Source organism: Actinoplanes italicus (assembly GCF_003001815.1).
Taxonomy (GTDB): domain Bacteria; phylum Actinomycetota; class Actinomycetes; order Mycobacteriales; family Micromonosporaceae; genus Actinoplanes; species Actinoplanes italicus.
Map to the genome: position 1 here is coordinate 26,621 of NZ_PVMZ01000032.1, position 17,594 is coordinate 44,214.

The window sequence follows — 17,594 nt, forward strand, 5'->3', positions numbered from 1 at the left end:
CGTCCCGCGTTCGGTGTCTGCCCGACGGGGTCTATCCGGTCATGGGACCAACGCCGTCGTCTCGTGGTGCTGGGTTTCCTTCGTCGGCCGTACAAGAAGGAGAAGCCCGGTCCGGCTTCTGCCGGACCGGGCCGTCAAGCGGGACCGGGGGTCACGCCGTCCACTTGATGTAGGGGTTGACCTTGCCGCCCCAGTCGAAGGTGGCCATGTTGTCCCACCCGTCGCCGGTGCCGTTGATGTTCGCCGGGTCCCAGCCGTTGCCCTTGATGGCGTACCAGGTCGGCTCCCAGTAGAAGACACCGATCGCGCCGGCGTTGCGGGCCGTGTTCTGCACCCAGGTGAACTGCTGGGCCTGGCCCGCCGAGGTGGCCGGGATGTTGTCGCAGAGCACGGTTCCGGGGATGGAGTTCTTCTCGCTGTCGGCGTCGCCGGTCGTGAACTGGTACGCCGTCTCGACGATCGCCACCGGCTTGCCGTACCGGGTCCGCGCGTCGACGATCACGTTGTACAGGTTGGCGAGCGTGCCGTGCCACATGCAGTAGTACGACAGCCCGGTGATGTCCCAGGTCACGCCGGCGTTCCTGATGCCGTCGTAGAACCACCGCATGTTGCTCATGCTGTCCGCGTCCGCGGTGTGGATGATCACCTGCGTGCCGCTGTTGCAGGCCTTCGTCGCGTTGTAGCCCTGCTTGAGAAGCGACGCCAGCGGCGCGAAGTTGCTGTTCACCACCTGCCCCCGCGGCCACAGCATGCCGACGTTGATCTCGTTGCCGATCTGCACGCTGTCCGGCGTGAGCCCGGCCGACTTGAGGCTGGTGCACACGTCGTAGGTGTAGTTGTAGACGGCCGTCTGCAACTGGCTGAGCGAGTAGGAGGCCCAGGCGGCAGGGGGATACTGCTTGCCCGGGTCGGCCCACGTGTCGGAGTAGTGGAAGTCGACCATGAGCTTGAGACCCTTGGCCTTGATCGCCGCGGCCTGCTGGAGCACCTTGGCCTTGTTGTTGTAGCCGCTCGCCGGGTTGTTCCAGACCCGCAGGCGGGCGTAGTTGACGCCCGCCGTCTTGAGGATGTCGTACGGGTTCGCCTGGACACCCGAGGCGTTGTAGTACTTGCCGCCGAGGTCGAGCGTGCGCTGCAGCGACGACACGTCGGCGCCGAGCATGGTGAGGGGGGCTGCTTGTGCGGGGGCGGGTGACACCACCAGCGCGACCGCGAACACCGCGGCCGAGAAGGCGGCTCTGAGGGACGGTTTCATGGACTGCTCCTTTAAACGGGGATTTACCGGAGCCAGCGGACGTAGGGGTTGATCCGTCCGCTGTCGTCGAAGGTCGCCATGTTCTCCCAGGCGTTGCCGGAGTTCTCGATGTCCTCGGTGTCCCAGCCGTTGCGGGCGATGCCGGTCCAGGTGGGTTCCCAGTAGAAGACGCCGATCGCCCCGGCCGCGCGGGCGGTGTTCTGCACGGCGGCGAACTGCTGCGCCTGCCCCTGCTGCGTGGCGGGGATGCCGTCGCAGGGCGCGGGGGACAGGATGATGTTCTCGAGGTGGTCAAAATTCTCGGTGGTCCACGGGTACGCCGTCTCGGCGATCACGACCGGCTTGCCGTAGCGGGCCTTCACGTCACCGATGACCGTGGCCAGGTTGGCCAGGTCGCCGTGCCACATGCAGTAGTACGACAGCGCCGTGATGTCCCACTTGGCGCCGGCCGCCGTGATCCCGTCGTAGAACCAGTGCGCCGCGTCGATGTTGCCGACGAGCGCCGTGTGCACCATGACCTGCGTCTTGCGGCTGCACGCCTTGGTGGCGTCGTACCCGGCGTTCAAGAGAGAGGTGAGCGGGCCGAAGTCGCTGTTGTTGACGTAACCCGTGGGCCACAGCATGCCGACGTTGATCTCGTTGCCGATCTGCACGCTGTCCGGGGTGGTGCCCTGGCGCTTCAGGCTGGTGCAGATGTCGTACGTGTAGTCGTAGACGTCCTGCTGCAGCTGAGCAAGGTCGTGCCCCTCCCAGGCCGCGGGTGTGAACTGCTTACCGGGGTCGGCCCAGGTGTCGGAGTAGTGGAAGTCGATGAGCAGCTTGTGCCCGGCGGCCTTGGCTGCCCGCGCCTGCTTCAACACCTTCTGCTTGTTGGAGTAGCCGCTGGTCGGGTCGTTCCAGATGCGCAGCCGGACATAGTTGACGCCGGCCTGTTCGAGGATCTCGTACGGGTTGCCCCGGCGGCCGCGGGCGTCGTAGAACTTCTGCCCGAGCTCGATCGACCGCTGGAGGGTGGAAACGTCGGCGCCACGCATTGTTTCCTTTGCATGGGCCAGGGCGGGTGCGGGGATGAGGGCCACCGCGAGGAAAGCGGCGACGGCAAGGGACGGTTTCATGGCACTCCTTTGTGGTCGTCCATGACGAAAAGGGGTGTTGACGGGGGAGAAACGTCAGGCGGGGGAGCTGCCGCGGACCACGAGACTCGTGGGCACGGTGATGGAGAGCGGGGTACGCCCGGCGATCACATCCGTGAGCAGCCGGACCATCTCTTCGCTGATGCGTTCCAGCGGATGACGGACCGTGGTGAGCGGCGGTTCGGTGGTGGCCGCCAGCCCGGAGTCGTCGAAGCCGACCACCCGTACGTCGCCGGGCACCTCGCGCCCGGCCTCGCGCAGCACCGGCAGGGCGGCCGCGGCCATCGCGTCGGACGCCGCGAACACGCCGTCGACGTCCGGCACCCGGTCGAGCAGCGTACGCATCGCGGCCGCGCCGCTCGCCCGGCTCCAGTCACCGTGCACGACGTAGGCCGGATCGACGGTGATCCCGGCCGCGGCCAGCGCGTCGGTGTAGCCGCGCAGCCGGAACACCCCGCCGAACGTGTCCTGCGGCCCGGTGATCGTGGCGATCCGCCGGCAGCCCTGGGCGAGCAGGTGCTCGACCGCCGAGCGGCCACCGCCCCAGTCGTCGGCCGACACCGAGCTGATCCGGTCCTCGAAGCCGAGCACCTGGCCGCACGCCACGATCGGCACCTCGGCCTCGACCAGTTGCCGCAGCAGCGGGTCGCCGGAGTGCGGCGACACGAGCAGCACCCCGTCGACGTGCCCGCCGGACAGGTAGGTGACGGCCCGGCTGCGTTCCTCCGGCGTCGACGCGATCATCAGGATCAGCGTCAGCTGCCGGTCGGAGAGCGCCTGCGCCACCCCGCGCAGCAGCACCGAGAAGTTCGGGTCCTCGAAGAGCAGGTGCTGCGGCTCGGTGAGCAGGAACGCGATCGACCCGGACTTGCCGGTCGCGAGCGAACGGGCGTGCGGGTTGGCCGTGTACCCGGTGCGGGAGATGGCGTCGCGGACGGCCCGGACCGCTTCCGGACTGACCCAGTCCCGTCCGTTGAGCACCCGGGAGACCGTCGCGTAGGACACTCCGGCCTCACGGGCGACGTCGCGGATGGTGGGCCGTTTGCGCGACACGTTCGGGATCATAGTCACGCCTTCACACCACCGGCGGCCAGGTCGACCTGCCAGTAGCGCTGCAACGTGAGGAACAGGGCGATCAGCGGGATGATCGAGACCAGGGCGCCGGTCACCACCGAGGTGTACATGGCCGGCTGGTTGGCACCCTGGTTGAGCAGGCCGTTCAGCCCGACGGTGATCGGGTACAGCCGGTCGTCGCCGAGCATGATGTACGGCAGCATGAAGTTGTTCCAGATCGCCACGAACTGGAACAGGAACACCGTCACCAGCCCGGTCCGCATCATCGGCAGCACCACCGTGCCGAACGTGCGCCAGTCGCCGGCGCCGTCGATGCGGGACGCCTCCAGGATCTCGGTCGGCACCGCCGCGGCCGCGAAGATCCGGGCCAGGTAGATGCCGTACGGGCTGATGAAGCTGGGCAGCAGCACGGCCCAGTAGGTGTTGGTCATCCCGAGTTTGGCGAGCAGCAGATACTGCGGGATCGCCAGGATGACGCCGGGCACGAGGACCCCGGCCAGGATCACGTTGAAGACGGTGCCCTTGCCGGGGAAGTCGAACTTGGCCAGGGCGTACCCGGCCATCGCCGAGATCAGCGTGGAGACGGCCGCCCCGATCCCGGCGTAGACGACCGTGTTGCCCATCCAGCGCCAGTAGAGGCCGTCCCGGTAACCGGCCAGGTCGGCGAAGTTGTCGAACAGGTGGGTGCTCGGCGCCAGGGTGAACGTGGAGAACAACTCGGCGGAGCTCTTCGACGAGGCGATGAGCACCCAGAGGACCGGGAGCAGGCAGTACGCGGCGCCCAGCAGGAGCAGCGTCGTGGCGAGCGGGCTGCGCCGCAGCGTCGTGGTCATTCAGTCCTCCTGGTTGAAGGCCCGGCGCCCGACGAGCTTGAGGAAGCCGAAGGACAGGATGAACGTGGCGAGCGCGATGATCACCGAGGTGGCGGCGGCCGCGTAGAGGTCGTTGCGGGCGAACGCGTCCCGGTAGACCTTCATGAGCGGCGTCCACGTCGTGGAGATCGTGTTGGCCAGCGGCTTGAGCGTCATCGGCTCGGCGAAGACCTGCAGCGTGGCGATGAGCGAGAACACGAACGTCATCACCAGTGACGGCATCACGATCGGGATCTTGATACGCCAGGCGATCGCCACCTCCGAGGCGCCGTCGATCCGGGCCGACTCGTAGAGACTGGTCGGTACAGCCCGCAGCGCCGTGTAGATGACGATCATGTTGAAGCCGGTGCCACCCCAGACCGCGATGTTCGCGACCGCCCACAGGGTCAGATCGTTGGAGAGCAGGTTCGGCGCGCTGATGCCGAGCGCTTCGAGGGTGTCGTTGATCGGGCTGACCCGCGGCAGGTACAGGAAGCCCCACAGCAGCGAGGCCACGACGGCCGGCACCGCGTACGGCAGGAAGATCGAGATCCGGGCGAACTTGCCGACCGTCTCCCGCGTCCGGTTCGCGTCCAGCAGCAGCGCGAACAGCAGGGCCAGGCCGAGCATGGTGGGAACGACGATCAGGCCGTACGCCCCGACGCGTCCCACGCTCGGCAGGAAGTCCGGGTCGGTCAGCGACCGGGTGTAGTTGTCGAGCCCGGCCCAGATCTCGGTGCGCGACTTGGCGCCCAGCCCCAGGCCGCTCACCTTCACCTTGCGCAGGCTCAGGTAACCGGCGTAGACGATCGGCGCGGCCAGGAAGGCGGCGAAAAGGATCAGGGCAGGAGCGAGGAAGGCGTACGGGGTGCCGGCTCGCCGGGCGGCCGGACGGCGGCGTGCCGCGGCCGCGGGTGTGGCCGGTTTACTGGGTGCGGCAGTGGTGATCAGCGACATCGCCGACTCTCCTTGTTCGAGGAGCGCTCCTCCCCGGGCGTTCTCTCACAACCCGCCCGGGGAGGAGCCGATCTCATCCGGCGACGTTGAACCCGGAGTTCTTCAGGTCGTCGACGGTGGTCTTCTGCATGGTGGCCAGCGACTCGGTGAAGGCGGCGGCCTTCTTCGACTCGGCAGCCTTGCCGAAGGTGTCGTTGAAGGCGCTGTAGGCGACGTTCACGTTCGGGCCGTAGGTGAACGGCTTCAGCTGCTTGGAGGCCTCACCGGCGATGGTGTAGAAGTCGGCCTGGTCGGCGAAGAAGGCCGGCGGGCTGGTCAGGATGCTGGTCGACTCGTTCGCGGCCGGGTACACGAAGGCCTCGGTGGCGAGCAGCTTCAGGGCCTCGGGGTCGCTGTTGAGCCAGGCCACGAACTGGGCGGCCTGCTTCTTGTGCTTCGACTGGGTGGTCACGCTGGTGGCCGAGCCACCCCAGGCGCCGGTCGCCGGAGCGGCGGCGTCCCACTGCGGCATCGGGGCGGCCTTCCACTTGCCCTTGGTGTCCTTGGCGCTGCCGTCGAGCACGCCCGGCGCCCACACCGCGCTGACCCAGCCGACCTGGGTGCCGTCGTTGAGGGCCGCGTTCCACTCCGGGGTGTACATCGGCTTGTTGTCGATGACGCCCTTCTCGACCAGTCCACCCCAGTACGCGGCGACCTTCTGCGTGGCCGCGTCGTTGATGTTGACGGTCCAGGACTCGCCGTTCACGCCCCACCAGGAGGCGCCGGCCTGCTGGGCGAGACCGGTGAACAGGCCCGCGTCGTTGGCCGAGAAGGTGCCGAGGTACTGCTTCGGGTCCGCCTTGTGGATCTTCTCCGCGGCGGCCGCGTAGTCGTCCCAGGTCTTCGGCGCCTGCAGGCCGTTGGACTCGAACACGTCCGAGCGGTAGAAGAACATCAGAGGACCGGAGTCCTGCGGTACGCCGTACACCGCCTCCGAACCCAGGGTGACGCCGTTCCACGTACCCGCCGGGAATTTGTCCTTGATCGAACCGACCTCACCGGCGATGTCGGCCAGTGCGTCCGAGGAGACCAGGGTGGGGATCTTCTGATATTCGGCCTGCATGACGTCCGGCGCGCCGGAACCCGCCTTGATCGCGGTCAGCAGCTTGGTGACGGCCGGGTCGCCGCCGTCCTGCTTGTTGACCGTGACCTGGATGTTGGGGTTCTTCGCGTTCCAGGCGGCGGCGACCTTGTCCATGTTCGGAGCCCAGGTCCAATAGGTCAGCTCGACCTTCTGGTTCGGGTCGGTCGTCTCCTCCGGGGAGTCGGTGCTGCTGCAGGCGGTGCCGGTGAAAAGAGCCGCCGCGGTCAAAGCCGCCATGAGCGGTGCGAATTTAGTCTTCATCGATCCTCCTTGATCGGCTTGGCCGGATGACGGGAAGCCGTGACGGAAGCCGCCGGGAAGCGTTTCGCTCCGGTCGGCCCCTGTGACCGGTTACAGTGCTGGTGTTACGTCGATGTGTCAAGCCCTTGCGTCCTACCCGTTACGCCTGTGTATCGTTCGGGCTCGCCGGGCTGTGACCGGTTACAGTCAAAGTTGCAAGGAGCTGATCCATGTCCGAGCCACTCGCCGTACGCCACCAGGCCTGGGCGACCCCGCTGCGCCGGCCGCGGATGAGCAACGACGAGGACGCGCGCCCCGGGCTGTCACTGACGAACCGCTACCTCAGCCGTGACGGGGTGCCGCTCATCCCGGTCTCCGGCGAGCTGCACTACAGCCGCGTGCCGCGCGAGCGCTGGGCCGAGCGCCTGCGCCAGATGAAGGCCGGCGGTGTCACCGTGGTGGCCAGCTACATTTTCTGGCTGCACCACTCACCGGAGCCGGGTGTGGCCCGCTTCTCCGGCGGCCTCGACGTCGCCGCGTTCGTCGACCTGGCCGTCGAGACCGGCCTCGACGTGGTGCTGCGGATCGGCCCGTGGTGTCACGGCGAGAGCCGCAACGGCGGCTTCCCCGACTGGGTGCAGCAGGCCCCGGTCCGGCACCGCACCGACGACCCGGCCTATCTGGCGCTGGTCACCGACTGGTTCGCCCAGATCGCGGCGGCCGTCGGTGACCGGTTCGCCCACGTTCTCGGCATCCAGCTGGAGAACGAGTTGTACGACCAGCCGCAGCACCTGGTCACCCTCAAGCGCCTGGCCCGCGAGGCCGGCATGTCCGCGCCGCTCTGGACCGCCACCGCCTGGGGTGGCGCCGACCTGCCGGCCGGGGAGGTGCTCCCGCTCTACGGCGGGTACGGCGACGGCTTCTGGGTCGACGCCGACGCCCCGTGGGACCCGACCTTCCGCGACCACTACTTCTTCTCCCACGTCTGGGACGACGCCGGCATCGGCGCGGACGTGCGGCGCGCCCAGGCGATCGAGGCCGCGTCCGGCGGCCCGCGCACCCCGTCCGACGAGTTCCCGGCCGCCACCTGCGAGCTCGGCGGCGGCATGGCCACGGCGTACCACCGGCGCCCGCGCCCCGAGGCCCTCGACGTCGCCGCGATCGCCCACTGCAAGATCGGCAACGGGTCGGCCTGGCAGGGCTACTACATGTACGCGGGCGGCACCAACCCCGGCCCCGGCCTGCAGGAATCCCACGCCACCGGTTACCCGAACGACATCGCCCGCCTCGGCTACGACTTCCACGCCCCCATCGGCGAGGCCGGCACCCTGGCGCCCAGCCACGCCGCCCTGCGCCGGCAGCACGCCTTCCTGTCCGCTTTCGGCCATGTCCTGGCGGAGATGCCGTCCAGCCTGCCGGACGTGCGGCCGACCGGCGTCGAGGACTCGTCGACGTTGCGATGGGCGCTGCGCAGTGACGGCGAGAGCGGCTTCCTGCTGATCTCCTGGCATCAGCCGCACTTCCCGCTGCCCGCCTACCGCGGAGCCCGCTTCCGGGTCACACTGTCCCCGTCGCAGGTGATCGAGTTCCCCTCCCGGCCGATCGACGTCCCGCCGGGCACACTGGCCCGCTGGCCGATCAACCTCACTGCAGGTGGCACCACGATCACCTGGGCCACCGCCTCGGCCCTCACCCTGCTGCCCGGCGAGGTACCCACACTCGTCCTGCTGGCCGACGACGGCATCGACGTGGAGCTCGCCGTGTCCGGTTCCGTTCACGCCATCACTCCGGACCTCACCCCGCGACGGTTCGGCGGCCTCGACGTACTGGTCCTCCCGGCCACGACCGCCGAATCGGTCTGGGTCGCCGACGACGGCACCCGCCGCCTCTTCCTCAGCGACGACGAGCTGCAGTGGGACGCTTCCGGAGCGATAACGATCAAGTCCTTCAAGGCCGCGGACGTACGGGTGTACGACCCGGCAGTCGGCGCTTTCGCTCCGGTGCCCGTGCCCACGCCGACCACCCCGGTGCCCGTGTCCTCGGTGACCACTCCGGTGGCCGTGTCCTCGGTGACCACTCCGGTGGCTGTGCCTCGAACGGCCGGTTCCGCTCACAGTCCCGTGGCCGTGCCCCGGGCGGCCGACCCCGCGAGCGCCCCCGCGGCCACCCCGGTGACCGTGTCGGGGGCGGCTACCCCGGTGACCGTCGAGCAGCTGCGCCCGGCCGCCCCCACGGTTCCGGTCAGCTACGGCAAGCACGACGGCCGCCCGTCCGCACCGGCTCCGGAGGTCTTCGACGAGCTCGCCGCCGTCTACCGCCTGCGCCTGCCGTCCTGGGCCGCCGACCCGGCCCGAGACCCGCTGCTGCGCGTCCTCTGGGCCGGCGACGTAGGCGAACTGCGCGTCGACGGCCACCCGGTCACCGACCGTTACTGGGACGGCTCCGGCTGGACGGTCAACCTGACCGACGCCGGCTATCGCGAAGGCGCCCAGGTCACCCTCCACCTGCTGCCACTCGCGGCCGGCTCCCCGGTCTCGCTGCCGGCCGAGGCCCGGGCCCGCCTGGCCGCGACCGACACCCAGCTGCTGGCCATCGACGTCGTCGAGGTGTCGGCCCGGACAACCGTGACCGTCACCCCCTGACCGGGCGGGGAGCGCGGGCTCCGCCAGGGCCGGCGCTCCCCGCCCCCGCCGCCCCGTGGTGTTTTGTGGCGCGTCCGTGGGCGTGGTTCACCACGCTGTGGTGCTGGCCGTCGGGCGTGGTGTTTTGTGGCGCGCCCGTGGGCGCTGGTGACCACGCTGTGGTGCTGGTCGTTCGGGCGTGGTGTTTTGTGGCGCGCCCGTGGGCGCTGGTGGCCACGCTGTGGTGCTGGTCGTTCGGGCGTGGTGATTTGTGGCGCGCCCGTGGGCGCGGTTCACCACGCTGTGGTGCTGGCCGTCGGGCGTGGTGACCTGTGGCGCACCCGTGGGCGCGGTTCACCACGCTGCGCCAAGTGCCCGGTTGCGTGGTGACTTGCGGTGCACAGGTGGGCGTAGGTCACCACACAGGGTGTACCGCCCTGTGGCGTGGTGATTTGTGGCGTACGGGTGGGCGTAGGTCACCACACTGCGCGGATGGCGGCGGGTGAGACGTCCGAATCTGACTTCACGCCCGGCTGTTCGTGGAGCCGGGTGGGCGTAGGACGGCGACGAGCTGCCCGACGGGACGGTCGGCCCGCTCGGGGTGATCACGCCTTCGCGTACCCCCGGATATCGGAAGAACCCCCGGCTCACCGCGAGTTTCGAGCTCAACGGGTTCTGGCTCACCGGCGACGTGGCCAGGCGCGACCCCGAAGGCAACTCCTGCCACCTCGACCGTACGGTCGACGTGATCGGCACCTCCGGCGGCCCCGTCTACAGCCTCCCGATCGAGGAGGTGCTGATCGCCGACTGCGCCGACGTGGTCCGCGACTGCGCGGTCATCGGGGTGCCCGGCCCGGACGGGCACGCCCAGGTGCCGATCGCCGTGGTCCAGCCGCAGGACGGCGCCTCCCCGGACGGGCTGCTGGAGAAGGGCGGCAAGGAACTCTCCGCCGCCGGCCTGGCCACGCTCGCCGCCGTGGAGGTCGTCCAGGACTTCCCAAGGGCCTCGCCGAGCTCGTCACCACCTGCCCGCAGTACTGCGGCCACTGCACCCGGATGGACCTGGTCGGCCAGTCCACACCCGCGGTCGGCAGGGCGAGGTTCAGCCTGCGCTCCGGCACCCGCCGGGAGCTGATGCTCGACTATCTGAAACGCATCCCGGCGTACGTGACGTCGTCGTCTCCGGCGGTGACGTCGCCAACGTGCCCTGGCCGCAGCTGGAACAGTTCGTCACCGCGTGCAACCGTCCGTAGTGGAGGGGAGGTGTAGTCCTCCCAGGCTTGCGGTGTGAACTTGATGCTTAGCCGCACGCCGCGGCCTGGGCGTCGCCGTCCGCCCGGTCGTTGAGGGTGTCCGGGGTGACGAGGTCGTGTTCCTCGATCTCGCCCTTGTCGGCCTGAGCGATGCTCTCCAACAGGCGCCGGGCTGGCGGCGCTCCCGAGGACGTGCAGTGTCTCCCGCATCGAGTGCCACTCGTCGAGGGAGACGATCACCACCGCCTTACCCTCACCCCGGGGAATCACCGTCTCCTCGGCGTCGTCGATCACGGCGTCCACCACTGCCGCGAAGTTCCGCCGCACCTCACGGATCGTCATGACCTTCGTGTTGTACCTCCAGACGTACCTCTCAGCGCACGCCGCGTGCGAGGTCTGATTCGTGGTATTCACCAGGTGGAGGACTGGGCCGCGCCGGAGGGTGAGGTCGTCGCTCGTTGAGTTGAGTGGCCGGGTGCGCCGGGCGACCGGACGGGTTGTTGCGTAGTAATGTCCGTTCCATGGGCGATGATCGATCTCCGGCCCGTGCTGCGCAACGCCTGGCCGAGGCGGAGTCCAGTGCACCCGCCGTGCACTACGACGACGAGGAGCGGCCCGCCCGGGAGCTGAGCGGGCGGGTCGGCGCGGCCGTGTCGATCGCCGCTTTCGGGGTCGCCGTGCTGGTGCTGTGGCAGGTGTTCCGGCCGCTCGCTCAGGGCAGCCAGTTCTACCTGATCATCTTCCTGGCCGGGACACTGCCGCTCGTCTTCCTGGCGTACAAGTCGGGGTTCGGCAAAGGGCGGGAAAGGCCCACCGTGACCGACTGGGTTCTCGCGGGCGGTGCATTGCTGGTCTGCCTCTACCCGGTCAATCCGTTCGCCGGTGGATACAACGCGTTCCTGAACCGGCAGGGTCTTCTCGAACCGGTCGACATCGTTTTCGGTGCGGTGCTGCTGATCCTGCTGATCGAGGCCTGCCGGCGCACCACCGGCTGGGCGCTGCCGGTCGTCTGCCTGCTGTTCCTCGGCTACGGCTACTACGGCGGCCTGCTGCCGCAGACCTGGCCGATCGCCCACGCGGGGCTCGATTTCGGACAGATCGTCGACGCTCTCTACAATTCCGGGAGCGGCTTCTACGGCACCCCGCTCGACGTCGCGGCCACCTACATCGTGCTTTTCACGATCTATGGCGCGGTGCTCGACCTGTCCGGTGCGAGCCGATTCTTCGTCGACCTCTCGGTCGCCGCTTTCAGGAGATCACGGAGTGCGGCGGGACGCACGGCGGTCGCCGCCGGGTTCCTTCTGGGCACGGTCTCCGGCTCCGGTACGGCCACCGCGGTCAGCGTCGGCGCGGTCACCTGGCCGATGCTCCGCCGGGCCGGATATCCGCCGGAACAGGCCGGTGGGATGCTCGCCGCGGCCGGAGTCGGCGCGATCCTCTCGCCGCCCACCCTCGGCGCGGCCGCGTTCATCGTCGCCGAGTACCTCAACGTCTCCTATCTGACCGTCCTCGGCTGGGCGATGATCCCGACGGTCCTCTACTACCTGGGCATCCTGCTCGCCGTGGAGATCGACGTGCGGCGGTTCGCGGTCCGCGCGATCGACGCGCCCGAGACGAGCGCCTGGCGCCTGCTGGCCCGTTTCGGCTACCACTTCTCCTCGCTGATCGTCATCGTCGTGCTGCTGGCGCTCGGTCAGAGCGCGACTCGTTCGGTGGTCTACGCGACCGTGCTGGCCGGGCTGCTGTCCTTCCTGGACCGGTCCACCCGCCTGACCCCGCCACGGATCTTCGCGGCCCTCGCGGCCGGTGTCCGCGGCGTGCTGCCGGTCGTCGCCGTCTGCGCCGCCGCCGGGGTGATCACCGCGACGACCACCAAGACCGGACTGGGCGCCCAGCTCGCCTCACTGCTCGTCAACGGTGCCAAGGCGGTCACCGACGAACCACAGGTGGTGCTCGCGCTGACCGTGGTGATGGCGGCGTTCGCGCTGGCACTGCTCGGCCTGGCGGTGCCGGTGACGGCCAGCTTCATCATCGGCTGGGTGATCATCGGGCCGGCGCTGCTGGCGCTCGGGGTGCCGGCGCCGGCCGCGGCCATGTTCGTCTTCTACTACTCGGTGCTGTCCGAGGTCACCCCGCCGACCGCGCTGGCCGCCGTCGGGGCGAGCGCGATCACCGGCGGGCGCACGATCCCGACCATGTGGCAGGCGCTGAAGTACGCGTTGCCCGCGTTCCTCGCGCCGATCGCGTTCGTGCTCACCGCCAACGGCGAGCACCTGCTGGCCCGCGGATCGCTGGGCGGCATCGTGTGGACGACCGCGGTGGCGGCGCTCGCCGTGTTCGGGCTGGCGATCGCGACCGGCGGCTGGATCCCCGGTGCCGGACCGGCCGGTCCGGTGAGCCGGGTGCTGGCGGCGGTCGCCGGGCTGCTCCTGCTCTACCTGGAGCCGGTCGTCGTCGGCGCGGGACTGATCGCGCTGCTGGTGGCCGTACTCATAGCTGGTTTGCATCGCCGTCGAACCGTGCCCGCGGAAGTGCCCGGGCCGGACGCACCGCCGGCGCCCGTGGAACCGCCGGCCGAGCCGGCGCCCCGTCCGCAGAGCCGGACCGAGACCCCCCAGTAAGTCGCCCTTGCCGCAGCACCCTCTGGAGAGGAAACGCATGAGACGAATACTGAACCCCCGGAAGATGGGCAGCATCGTGCTGGCCGGCACGCTGGCGGCCGCCACCGCCGCGTGCGGGGGCCGGCAGGACGCCGCCAGCACCGACACCGGGGGCGCCGTCACCTGTGAGGTGGGTCAGGCCACCCGGGTCGGCATCGCCACCGGTAACGCCACGGGTGTGTACTTCGCCCTCGGCAACGCGTTCGCCGAGCAGGTGAACTCGGCCGGTAAGAACGTCCAGGCCACCGCGTCGGAGACCGGCGCGTCGGTGCAGAACATCCAGCAGCTGGTCGCCGGCACCTACGACGTGGCGTTCTCGCTGGCCGACACGGCCGCCGACGCGGTCAACGGCTCCGGCAGCTTCACCACGAAGCAGCCGGTGACCGCGCTGGCCCGGATCCACACCAACTACACGCAGGTGATCGTCCGCAAGGAAGCCGGTATCAAGGACGTCGCCGGGATGAAGGGCAAGCGGGTCTCCACCGGTTCCCCGAAGTCCGGCACCGAGGTCATCGCCAACCGGGTCCTGAAGGCGGCGGGTCTGGCGGAGACCGACGTGCAGGCCCAGAAACTGGACCTGACGAAGACCGTCGACGGGATGAAGGAGGGCACCATCGACGCCCTGTTCTTCTCCGGCGGCCTGCCCACGCCGGGCATCACCGATCTGCTCACCACCAGCGCGGACAAGGTTGAGTTCCTCGACATCACACCGCTGCTGCCGGAGATGCAGAAGATCAACGAGGTCTACCAGGAGGGCACGATCCCGGCCGCCACCTACAAGACCCCGGCCGACGTGAAGACGATCATCGTCCCGAACCTCCTGCTGGTCCGCGACAACCTGGACCCGAACGTGGCGTGCGTGCTGACCAGGGCGCTCTTCGACAAGAAGGCGCAGCTGGAGCAGGCCAACGCGGCGGCGAGGGAGATCAGCCTGGAGACGGCCCGTAAGACCGCCCCGGTCACCGTCCACCGTGGCGCCGCCAAGGCGCTGGACGACCTCGGCGCTCCGAAGTAAAGAAAGTGTGGAGAGGTCGGTCCGGCGGCCTCTCCACACTTATTTCGGACTTATTTCACTCGTGACACGCGGTTTCGTAATTTCTGAGTGATATCGGTCACAGTCGTGGCCTTGCCGTCAATCCACTTCGGAACTAGCATCCTCCGTGATCAATACGCTCTATTGGAAAACGGGGAGTTCCAGTGCGTAAGGGAATGGTTGCCGCCGCAATGGTGGCTGGGTTGGTTTCGACGGCTCTCGTTGGTGCGGCCCCCGCCTTCGCCAACCAGGTCTGCATCGACAACGACCTGTGTCTCTACGAGGACGGCCGCATGAGCGGCGGCTACACCTGGTTCGAGACGAACGACTCGCTCTACTCCGGCAACAGCTTCGACAACGGTCACAGCATCAACGACCGCGTCAGCTCGGTCTCCAACATGGACCACCGTTGCTGGAGGTTCTACACCGATTCGCTCTACCGTGGCTCGAGCTGGACCATCCAGCCGTACACGGCGACCAACCAGGTGCCGCACAACGACCAGTACAGCAGCCACAAGACCTGCTGACCTGGTCGTCGTGTAGTCGGTTTGCAGCAGTGCGGGGGCGTTCGCTGCGCAGTCGAGGTGTCGTTCCCGCACTGCCGCATCGTTGCTGAACCGAGGATTGTCTTGAGTGGGTCGAAAGTCGCCGCGTTCCGTCGCGTGCTCACCGGCGTCATAGTCGCCTCCGTGCTCGGCGGGTGCTCCGAGACTCCAGCGCGGGACATGCCCGAGCCCGCGATTCCGCAGGTCGTGCCCGTGGTCGAGATGAAGACTCTCACCCTCCCGCTGGACCGGTACGCGCCCGACACGGCGCAGTACAGCCTCGTCGAGCACGCCCGCGTGGTCCTGATCATCGAGTGCCTGCGCGGATTCGGCATCGATCATGAGATCCCGCCGCCGTCACCGCCCGGCCCGTCCGGGAAATACGCCGAGCGTTACGGGATCGCCGACGCGGCGCAGGCCCGCACCCACGGGTACCATCCGGCGCCGCAGGACACCGAGGCCGCCGGCCAGGCCGGAGACTTCTCCCTGAAGCCCGAGGCCCGGGCGATCGCGACGGGTCAGGTGGCCACGGCCGCGGGCAGGAAGGTCCCGGCCGGCGGATGCACGGGCGAAGCGGACCGGAAATTGCTCGAAGGCGTCAAGTACGACCTTCCGGAACTGTTCTACGAGAAGCTATTCTCCGAAGCTTTCGATCGCGCCCGAAATGACAGCAGGGTCCGGTCGGCCTATGCGGTGTGGTCGGCCTGCATGACGAAATCGGGTTTCAAGTATCCGGATCCCTGGGCGGCCAACAACGATCCCAGATGGCTGGAGTCCGAGGTGGCGTCGAAAGACGAGATCGCGACCGCCACAGCCGATGTCACCTGCAAGCAGGAAAGCAATCTGGTGAACATTTTCGCGGCGGTGGAACGTGCTTATCACGAGCAGGTGATCGAGCGGAACCCGGCACCGTTCGCCAAGCTCGAGGCACGCCTGCAGGCCCAGGTCCGCAACGCCCAGGCGGTCACTGCGGCGTGACACGACCGTTCACTGTCGTGAACCGGATGGCGGTCCCGGTGGTACATCCCTGATGATGTGATTTCACAGGGGGAGACCGGGATGACCGCCGTGACCCAGCCACAACCGCTCGCCGTCCGCCGCTATCCCGACCTGCTCGCGCGTGCCGCGATCGGGATGTTTCTCGTCGTCAACCTGGCGATCATCCATCTGATGTTCGTGAGTGCCGGGCCGCCCGCGTACAACGCGTTCGGGTCCGTGGGCCGGCTGCTCGGGCTCTACCTCGCTTTCGCGATGGTGGTGCAGGTGCTGCTGGTGGCCCGTCTGCCGCTGCTGGACCGCGCGTTCGGCATGGACCGGCTGACCGGCTGGCACCGGTGGACCGGTTTCACCGTCTTCTGGCTGGCCGTACTGCACCCGTCGTTCGTGGTCCTGGGTTTCGCCAGTCACGACGGGGTGTCCGTCTTCCGGACCGCGCTCACCCTGTCGGCGCAACTGCCGGTGCTGCTCGGCCTGGTCGCGGTCGCGCTGATCATGCTGATCGTCGGGCTGTCCGTGCGGATCGCGCGGCGCCGTCTCTCGTACGAGATGTGGCACGCCGTGCACCTGCTGCTCTACGTCGTGCTGCTGCTCGGCATCGTGCACCAGCTATACGAGGGCACCGCCTTCGCCATCAACCTGCTGACCTGGCTGTACTGGTGGGGGCTGTGGGTGTTCGCGCTGGGCGCCCTGATCACCGGCCGCCTGATCGTGCCGCTGCTGCGTAACAACCGGCACCGCCTACGGGTCGCCGCGGTGGTCCCGGAGTCCGACGACGTCGTGTCGGTGCACGTCACCGGCCGTGACCTGGACAGCCTGCGGGCGCGATCCGGGCAGTTCTTCCTGTGGCGGTTCCCCGGTCACAACCGGTGGTGGCAGGTGAACCCGTTCTCGCTGTCGGCCGCCCCCAACGAGCGGTCGCTGCGACTGACCGCGAAGGGTGTCGGCAGCACCAGCGCCGGGCTGCGTGACCTGCCGATCGGGGCGCGCGTGTTCGCCGAGGGGCCGTACGGCGCGTTCACCCTGGACCGCCGTACCCGTACGGCCACCCTGCTGATCGCCGGCGGCATCGGTGTCACCCCGATCCGCTCCCTGCTGGAGGACCCGGCACTCGGCGGTGACGTGGTCGTCCTGTACCGGGTTCGCAGCGGCGCCGACGCGGTCCTGCTCGGCGAGATGCGCAACCTGGCCCGCGAACGCGGTGCCCGGCTGCACGTCCTGACCGGCCGCACCGGCGGCGCCAACCAGCCGTTCGCGCCGGAGAACCTGCGCGCCCTGGTCCCCGACGTCACCGATCGCGACGTTTACGTGTGCGGCCCCATGGCGCTGACCAACGCGGTGCTGGTCTCGCTGCGCCGCTTGAAGGTCCCGTCCCGGCAGGTGCACGCCGAACTGTTCCGGCTGGCCGGCTGAGGTCAGTCCCGGTGTTCGCTCTCCATCAGGGCGATCAGGTTCGCCAGGTCGGCGGCGAGCACCTTCTCCAGGCCGGCGAATCCGTCCGCCAGCTCCCCGGCACGCGGGCCGTCGATCCGGGCGTGCAGTTCCAGGCGGCTGCCCGTGCCGAGCTGGTGCGACTCGTGCCGGACGGTCAGCTCGCCGCCCTCGAGCAGCAGCGTGTCCTGGAAGGCGAGCCCCGGCACGAGGTCGCTGACGAGGAACAGCGTCTCCTCGCCCTCGCGCGCCTTCATGACGCCGCGTGCACCGACCCGCAGCGGCCCCTCGAGGCGGATGTACTCCATCCCGGGTGCCCACTCGGGGTGCGTCGCCAGGTCGCACCAGCGGGCGTGGAAGTGCTCCGGAGCGACTCGGGACTCGGCGGTGATCAGCGGAAACTCGATCATGACGGTGGATGC

13 protein-coding genes and 2 pseudogenes are annotated in these 17,594 nt (G+C 68.9%); 7 read left to right on the plus strand and 8 right to left on the minus strand.

The features are described 5' to 3' along the window. Window positions 1-151 precede the first annotated feature (151 nt). The 6 genes from CLV67_RS45720 to CLV67_RS45745 all read right to left on the minus strand — a co-directional run bounded on the left by CLV67_RS45720 (window position 152) and on the right by CLV67_RS45745 (window position 6,654). A complete protein-coding gene (locus tag CLV67_RS45720) occupies window positions 152-1,255 on the minus strand; it encodes a glycoside hydrolase family 53 protein (RefSeq protein WP_106330253.1) in 1,104 nt (367 codons plus the stop codon). A 23-nt stretch (window positions 1,256-1,278) separates the two neighbouring features. Next, entirely contained in the window at window positions 1,279-2,370 is a 1,092-nt protein-coding gene (locus CLV67_RS45725; RefSeq protein ID WP_106330254.1) for a glycoside hydrolase family 53 protein, read from the minus strand. Between the two features lie 54 nt (window positions 2,371-2,424). Next, window positions 2,425-3,441 carry a LacI family DNA-binding transcriptional regulator gene (locus CLV67_RS45730; RefSeq protein WP_239166884.1) on the minus strand — a complete coding sequence of 339 codons (1,017 nt, stop codon included), beginning with the start codon at window positions 3,439-3,441 and terminating at the stop codon, window positions 2,425-2,427. A 14-nt stretch (window positions 3,442-3,455) separates the two neighbouring features. Further along, entirely contained in the window at window positions 3,456-4,295 is an 840-nt protein-coding gene (locus CLV67_RS45735; protein WP_106330256.1) for a carbohydrate ABC transporter permease, read from the minus strand. Further along, window positions 4,296-5,270: a carbohydrate ABC transporter permease gene (locus CLV67_RS45740; RefSeq protein WP_106330257.1), complete on the minus strand. Its 975-nt coding sequence runs from the start codon at window positions 5,268-5,270 to the stop codon at window positions 4,296-4,298. It lies immediately after the preceding gene. A 73-nt stretch (window positions 5,271-5,343) separates the two neighbouring features. After that, entirely contained in the window at window positions 5,344-6,654 is a 1,311-nt protein-coding gene (locus CLV67_RS45745) for an ABC transporter substrate-binding protein (protein ID WP_106330258.1), read from the minus strand. Between the two features lie 209 nt (window positions 6,655-6,863). On the opposite strand from CLV67_RS45745, the gene CLV67_RS45750 reads away from it, so the two are divergent. Then, window positions 6,864-9,275, plus strand: a complete 2,412-nt coding sequence (locus CLV67_RS45750) for a beta-galactosidase (RefSeq protein WP_239166883.1) — start codon at window positions 6,864-6,866, stop codon at window positions 9,273-9,275. A 978-nt stretch (window positions 9,276-10,253) separates the two neighbouring features. Further along, window positions 10,254-10,486, plus strand: a pseudogene (locus CLV67_RS54020) (lysine 2,3-aminomutase); the annotation flags it as partial. Window positions 10,487-10,681: 195 nt separating this feature from the next. Here the strand turns inward: CLV67_RS54020 and CLV67_RS54640 are convergent. Then, window positions 10,682-10,849, minus strand: a pseudogene (locus CLV67_RS54640) (type II toxin-antitoxin system Phd/YefM family antitoxin); the annotation flags it as partial. 179 nt (window positions 10,850-11,028) lie between these two features. Between CLV67_RS54640 and CLV67_RS45765 the strand changes: the two are divergent. The 5 genes from CLV67_RS45765 to CLV67_RS45785 all read left to right on the plus strand — a co-directional run bounded on the left by CLV67_RS45765 (window position 11,029) and on the right by CLV67_RS45785 (window position 17,154). Beyond that, on the plus strand, window positions 11,029-13,128 hold the full coding sequence (locus tag CLV67_RS45765) for a TRAP transporter permease (RefSeq protein WP_106330259.1): 2,100 nt from the start codon (window positions 11,029-11,031) through the stop codon (window positions 13,126-13,128). 37 nt (window positions 13,129-13,165) lie between these two features. Further along, window positions 13,166-14,182, plus strand: coding sequence for a TAXI family TRAP transporter solute-binding subunit (locus CLV67_RS45770; protein ID WP_239166882.1), 1,017 nt, complete (start codon window positions 13,166-13,168; stop codon window positions 14,180-14,182). A gap of 221 nt (window positions 14,183-14,403) precedes the next feature. Continuing rightward, window positions 14,404-14,727, plus strand: a complete 324-nt coding sequence (locus CLV67_RS45775) for a peptidase inhibitor family I36 protein (RefSeq protein WP_170154252.1) — start codon at window positions 14,404-14,406, stop codon at window positions 14,725-14,727. A gap of 198 nt (window positions 14,728-14,925) precedes the next feature. Beyond that, complete coding sequence (locus CLV67_RS45780) at window positions 14,926-15,723, plus strand: hypothetical protein (RefSeq protein ID WP_146169570.1); 798 nt, start codon at window positions 14,926-14,928, stop codon at window positions 15,721-15,723. A gap of 81 nt (window positions 15,724-15,804) precedes the next feature. After that, window positions 15,805-17,154, plus strand: coding sequence for a ferredoxin reductase family protein (locus tag CLV67_RS45785; RefSeq protein ID WP_106330263.1), 1,350 nt, complete (start codon window positions 15,805-15,807; stop codon window positions 17,152-17,154). A gap of 2 nt (window positions 17,155-17,156) precedes the next feature. On the opposite strand, the gene CLV67_RS45790 is transcribed toward CLV67_RS45785, so the two are convergent. Then, window positions 17,157-17,582 (minus strand): SRPBCC family protein, encoded by a 426-nt coding sequence (locus tag CLV67_RS45790; protein WP_106330264.1) that lies wholly within the window; start codon window positions 17,580-17,582, stop codon window positions 17,157-17,159. Window positions 17,583-17,594 lie beyond the last annotated feature (12 nt).

Coding starts and splice junctions, on each gene's coding strand:
- CLV67_RS45720 (WP_106330253.1), bottom strand. CDS start 1,255: ATGAAACCGTCCCTCAGAGCCGCCTTCTCGGCCGCGGTGTTCGCGGTC.
- CLV67_RS45725 (WP_106330254.1), bottom strand. CDS start 2,370: ATGAAACCGTCCCTTGCCGTCGCCGCTTTCCTCGCGGTGGCCCTCATC.
- CLV67_RS45735 (WP_106330256.1), bottom strand. CDS start 4,295: ATGACCACGACGCTGCGGCGCAGCCCGCTCGCCACGACGCTGCTCCTG.
- CLV67_RS45740 (WP_106330257.1), bottom strand. CDS start 5,270: ATGTCGCTGATCACCACTGCCGCACCCAGTAAACCGGCCACACCCGCG.
- CLV67_RS45745 (WP_106330258.1), bottom strand. CDS start 6,654: ATGAAGACTAAATTCGCACCGCTCATGGCGGCTTTGACCGCGGCGGCT.
- CLV67_RS45750 (WP_239166883.1), top strand. CDS start 6,864: ATGTCCGAGCCACTCGCCGTACGCCACCAGGCCTGGGCGACCCCGCTG.
- CLV67_RS45765 (WP_106330259.1), top strand. CDS start 11,029: ATGGGCGATGATCGATCTCCGGCCCGTGCTGCGCAACGCCTGGCCGAG.
- CLV67_RS45770 (WP_239166882.1), top strand. CDS start 13,166: ATGAGACGAATACTGAACCCCCGGAAGATGGGCAGCATCGTGCTGGCC.
- CLV67_RS45780 (WP_146169570.1), top strand. CDS start 14,926: ATGCCCGAGCCCGCGATTCCGCAGGTCGTGCCCGTGGTCGAGATGAAG.
- CLV67_RS45785 (WP_106330263.1), top strand. CDS start 15,805: ATGACCGCCGTGACCCAGCCACAACCGCTCGCCGTCCGCCGCTATCCC.
- CLV67_RS45790 (WP_106330264.1), bottom strand. CDS start 17,582: ATGATCGAGTTTCCGCTGATCACCGCCGAGTCCCGAGTCGCTCCGGAG.